We start from the raw sequence: 3,889 nt of genomic DNA on the forward strand, positions 1-3,889 counted from the left end.
AAAGTGGGCCACTAAGGGGCACTTGAAAACAGGCCACCTTTAGAGCGAAAAACCGTTAGGTTTTCTTTGTAAAAACAAGGAGAGCCAAATAGATGGGAAATACTCTAAAGATGGAAAAACAAGACATGGTCAAACGATTATCACACTGGGCTGGAGTAACCGTAAGATCAATAGAACCACCGGTATACACCGTGATACAATTTCAATCTATCGCAAGAAATGGGAACGAGAGCAAACAGCTTTATCAGCTGACAGTATTGATCAATCCACCAGTTACCACAGCACTTCTGATGTTGAAAAGTCAAGTCAAACTGGGCCACTTGAGGGGGGTAACAAGTGCCCACGGAGCAGGGTGGCCCATTTTGAAGTGCCCACCGTGATCAACGAACATCTTCTCACCAGCTTTATGCACTTGACGCATACTGATGCTCACCTTCTTTGACCAGAGGCGGTAGTGCTCACAGAACTGGGAGTATCCCAGCCCGTCGGGATGTTGTTCACGGTATTCCCCCCCATAGCAGGGAACGGGTTACATGTTTCTTTTTCAGCTCGGTATGCATCTTGCTGAAGTCTGGCAATGGTCGGCTTGAACCCTTGGGCTTTTCACCAAACAGGGCCGTGTATATCTGATCATCATTCAGCGTCTGGATCTGATCCAGGCGCAGCTCACTTGCTTTGTAGGCCTTGAGGTGGTCGTTGACTGTGGATCGAGGCAAATTCAGAGCATTCCTGATCGTACGAACTGATAGACCTGTCAGCTCATGCAGCTCTATGATCTTGCGGATATGTTTCATTTTTAATCTCCTTGCCCAGCGATGAGGCGGGCTGTTCTTGAGTGTCTTTCTTCTCATAGATATCCTCTTTATTTAAAAGAGGACATGTTCACCCTGAACAGGAGACTGGCAACCCTAATGAGATCGCCAAGGGGGTTTTAAATATTGACACCTCGAAAGTGTCCGATATCTTCCGGAATCACTGTCCGGTAAAAAACGGAATCGGTGTCCGGTAACTTCCGGAATCGGTGTCCGAAGTCCTCCGGATTTTCCAGGTTGGGACTGAGTAGAAAAAGCTACTCATATATGACCACGAGATCGGAATCTGTGATTCTTTAATCTTCCTCTTAGGAATGGGATGGTCTTTGTAAAAAAGACAAGCCAACACCTCTTGTACCTCTACCCAGCTAATGGATATCCTTCTGTAAAGCAAACATGAGATCAATAGTGTGTCAAAATAGTGTCAAAGAATATGGCATGTGGTGGCGTGAAATGTCTCAATAAGTGCCACTGTGTGCACTAACTTATCACTGCATTGAGGATACCTAAGTTATTGTAAAACTAGAGCGGAGAGGGAGGGATTCGAACCCCCGGTACCCGAAGGTACGCTGCATTTCGAGTGCAGTGCATTCAACCAGACTCTGCCACCTCTCCAATAATCAAATATCAGGTGTAAAATCGGACTTTGACTCTGCCAACCAACGCTCTCCGAACTTTGGTTGGCGAACCTGCCCATCCTGACCATCACCAACTGGTGAATTGCGATTGAATATAAATGTGACCAATAAGGCAGCAATGCCTTAAGACCCTATACCTATTTTTTTGTGGAACGGCTCTCTCTGAAAAAACTATCCAGAATACCCTTACATCTGGTCTCCAGAATACCTCCGATTATCTCAACTTTGTGATTCAAATATTTACCTGAACAGAGTTGAACAGCACCTCCGCAACCTCCATGCTCCGGATCATCAGCACCAAATACAACCCTGGGAATCCGGGCATTTAGAATCGCACCGGAACACATGGGACAGGGCTCAAGCGTAACATAAATTGTAGTATCTTTTAGTCGCCAATCCTTCACTGAATTCGCGGCCGCTGTTATGGCTAACATCTCAGCATGAGCAGTTGGATCATTTAAACCTTCCCGCTGGTTATGTCCACGACCAATGATCTGATTGTTCAAGACAACCACTGCCCCCACAGGAATTTCCTTGGCTGCGTAGGCTTTTTCGGCTTCATGGAAAGCGGCCTCCATCCAGTGTGCATGGGAATCAGTATTTAATAAAGAGCTTCCGTACATAGTTTGTCCTTTCCAACACTCCTGGAAAATAAAAAAGCGCGGATCGAAATCCGCGCTTTTTAAACTAAAATTACCAGAAATATTTACCCCAGGATCATCTCCACCAGGAGCACTACATCTTGAATATTAACATTGCCGTCTTCATTCACATCAGCTGCTGCCAATTGACAATAATCCGATTCAGTATCAGTTCCCATGATAATAGAAACCAGTTTCACCAAATCCTGGACATTAATAGCTCCAAAATCAATGATGTCTCCCAGATCATTGTCACAATCAGCCAGGATGGAGAGTACTGGGACCATGTGGGCATTATGAACCACTTTTGTTGTATGATTTTGCACAAAAATCACCAGTTTTGCATTCTCCACGGCGATAGGTTCTGGAACTAAAAAATTTATATCAGTTAATTCGATTGAACCGGTTGTCAACAAGATTGAAGTGCCACTCCCACCGGTAATCATGTCTCTCATGACATTCTCATAGTTTGAGCCACCATAGGAAAGTCCACTTTCAGTTAGGACAACGTGAAGAGATTGATTACCACTGGTTGTTCCCAGTGGAGTGACGCTAATCGAAATTTCTCCTTCACGACCTATATCATCGTAATACCCCGTTACCTCAATTGAAACAGTCGGATCAACATTGGATGCGGCATTTATGAAATTCCAACCGTTTGGAGATCCAGGATAGCCGCTTGTGCCATCAAAAGCTGCATCTGGTATCCCCGTAACGCTATAATAGGTGCGTCGTGTATTCGCCTCACCTGGATTATAAGCGTAATATGGGTCGCTTGGATTTGGCCAAGACATATGGTATGAAATGGTTGTAAATACTTCTGGATGATCATCCTGGAGCCCGTCCAGGTAGACCCCTACGGGGCCACAGTAAGTTCAGCCGGCATTGGTAAAATATTCTAGAAGCACAAGTCGTTCGCTTCCATATCCAAAAGTAAACAGAATCAGCGTGGTTAAAATAAAGGCTAAGAATTTGCGCATTATGGTCTCCTAAGAAATTTTCGCCGAATATAGATGAGGCTCTAATAGTTGCCAAGGATGAATATTATTGTTAGAAGTTTGTTTAGTTTGGGGGTTTGGGGGTTTGGAGGTTTGGAGGTTTGGGGGTTAGGAGGTTTGGAGGAGAAAGGACCCTGAGTGATCCAAGTGAAACGAGGATTGTATCGAAGGACCGAGGATTGGCAGGGTTTGGAAATTAGGGAGTTAGGGGATGAGCCTTGATCAAACCATTGGAAAGTTCGTGGAGATCCCAGGAGAACTGATCAGCTCGATCTTTTTTGATACTTAACTGAATCGTGACACCCTCTGAATAATCCTGGTCTCTCAATTGGGCACCGTAAGTTTCAATCAAACGATAAACCAGATTGGCATGCTCAAAATCACAGTGACATTCAAGCATCATACGCGGGATAAAGCCCCTTTTCTTTAGTAACGGTAAGGCTTCATGTACTACACCGCCGTAGGCTCTCATCAAACCTCCCTTGCCGAGCTTGGTGCCACCAAAGTAGCGAGTAACCACTGCCAATACATTGGTGAGTCTGGCTCCATATAGGACCTGATAGATCGGTTTTCCTGCTGTCCCTGCCGGCTCACCATCATCACTAACCCGCCAGATTTCATCATCATCTACGCCCAGACGCCAGGCAAAACAGTGATGATTCGCATTGTATTCTCGCTTTTTTACTTCATTCAGATGATTCTGAATTTCATCCTCATTCTTGACAGGGAAAAGTTCTGCGATAAAGCGGGAAGCCTTGATCCTGGTTTGGTGTTCACAAATCTCAGTTGGTTGAAACCAG

Annotated in this window: 5 protein-coding genes and 1 tRNA gene; 1 reads left to right on the plus strand and 5 read right to left on the minus strand. The window is 45.1% G+C overall.

All coding sequences use genetic code 11. The features are described from left to right. Nucleotides 1-92 precede the first annotated feature (92 nt). A complete protein-coding gene (locus tag U9Q77_04740; GenBank protein ID MEA3286664.1) occupies nucleotides 93-380 on the plus strand; it encodes a hypothetical protein in 288 nt (95 codons plus the stop codon). A 117-nt stretch (nucleotides 381-497) separates the two neighbouring features. Here U9Q77_04740 and U9Q77_04745 read toward each other — a convergent pair whose 3' ends face one another. From U9Q77_04745 to U9Q77_04765, 5 genes are all read right to left on the minus strand, one after another. After that, the gene (locus tag U9Q77_04745; GenBank protein MEA3286665.1) at nucleotides 498-794 is read right to left on the minus strand and encodes a hypothetical protein; all 297 of its coding nucleotides are present in this window, start codon (nucleotides 792-794) and stop codon (nucleotides 498-500) included. A gap of 546 nt (nucleotides 795-1,340) precedes the next feature. After that, nucleotides 1,341-1,427 (minus strand) — tRNA-Ser (locus U9Q77_04750). 160 nt (nucleotides 1,428-1,587) lie between these two features. Then, a complete protein-coding gene (tadA, locus tag U9Q77_04755) occupies nucleotides 1,588-2,073 on the minus strand; it encodes a tRNA adenosine(34) deaminase TadA (protein ID MEA3286666.1) in 486 nt (161 codons plus the stop codon). 83 nt (nucleotides 2,074-2,156) lie between these two features. Next, a complete protein-coding gene (locus tag U9Q77_04760; protein ID MEA3286667.1) occupies nucleotides 2,157-2,885 on the minus strand; it encodes an Omp28-related outer membrane protein in 729 nt (242 codons plus the stop codon). Between the two features lie 400 nt (nucleotides 2,886-3,285). After that, a partial coding sequence (locus tag U9Q77_04765) for a YigZ family protein (GenBank protein ID MEA3286668.1) occupies nucleotides 3,286-3,889 on the minus strand: 604 nt, incomplete at its 5' end.

The sequence above is a fragment of the Candidatus Neomarinimicrobiota bacterium genome (assembly GCA_034716895.1).
GTDB lineage: Bacteria > Fidelibacterota > UBA8477 > UBA8477 > JABMPR01 > JABMPR01.

Excerpts from the sequence above, each read along its gene's own strand:
- U9Q77_04740 (MEA3286664.1), top strand. The coding sequence starts at position 93 with ATGGGAAATACTCTAAAGATGGAAAAACAAGACATGGTCAAACGATTA.
- U9Q77_04745 (MEA3286665.1), bottom strand. The coding sequence starts at position 794 with ATGAAACATATCCGCAAGATCATAGAGCTGCATGAGCTGACAGGTCTA.
- tadA (MEA3286666.1), bottom strand. The coding sequence starts at position 2,073 with ATGTACGGAAGCTCTTTATTAAATACTGATTCCCATGCACACTGGATG.
- U9Q77_04760 (MEA3286667.1), bottom strand. The coding sequence starts at position 2,885 with ATGTCTTGGCCAAATCCAAGCGACCCATATTACGCTTATAATCCAGGT.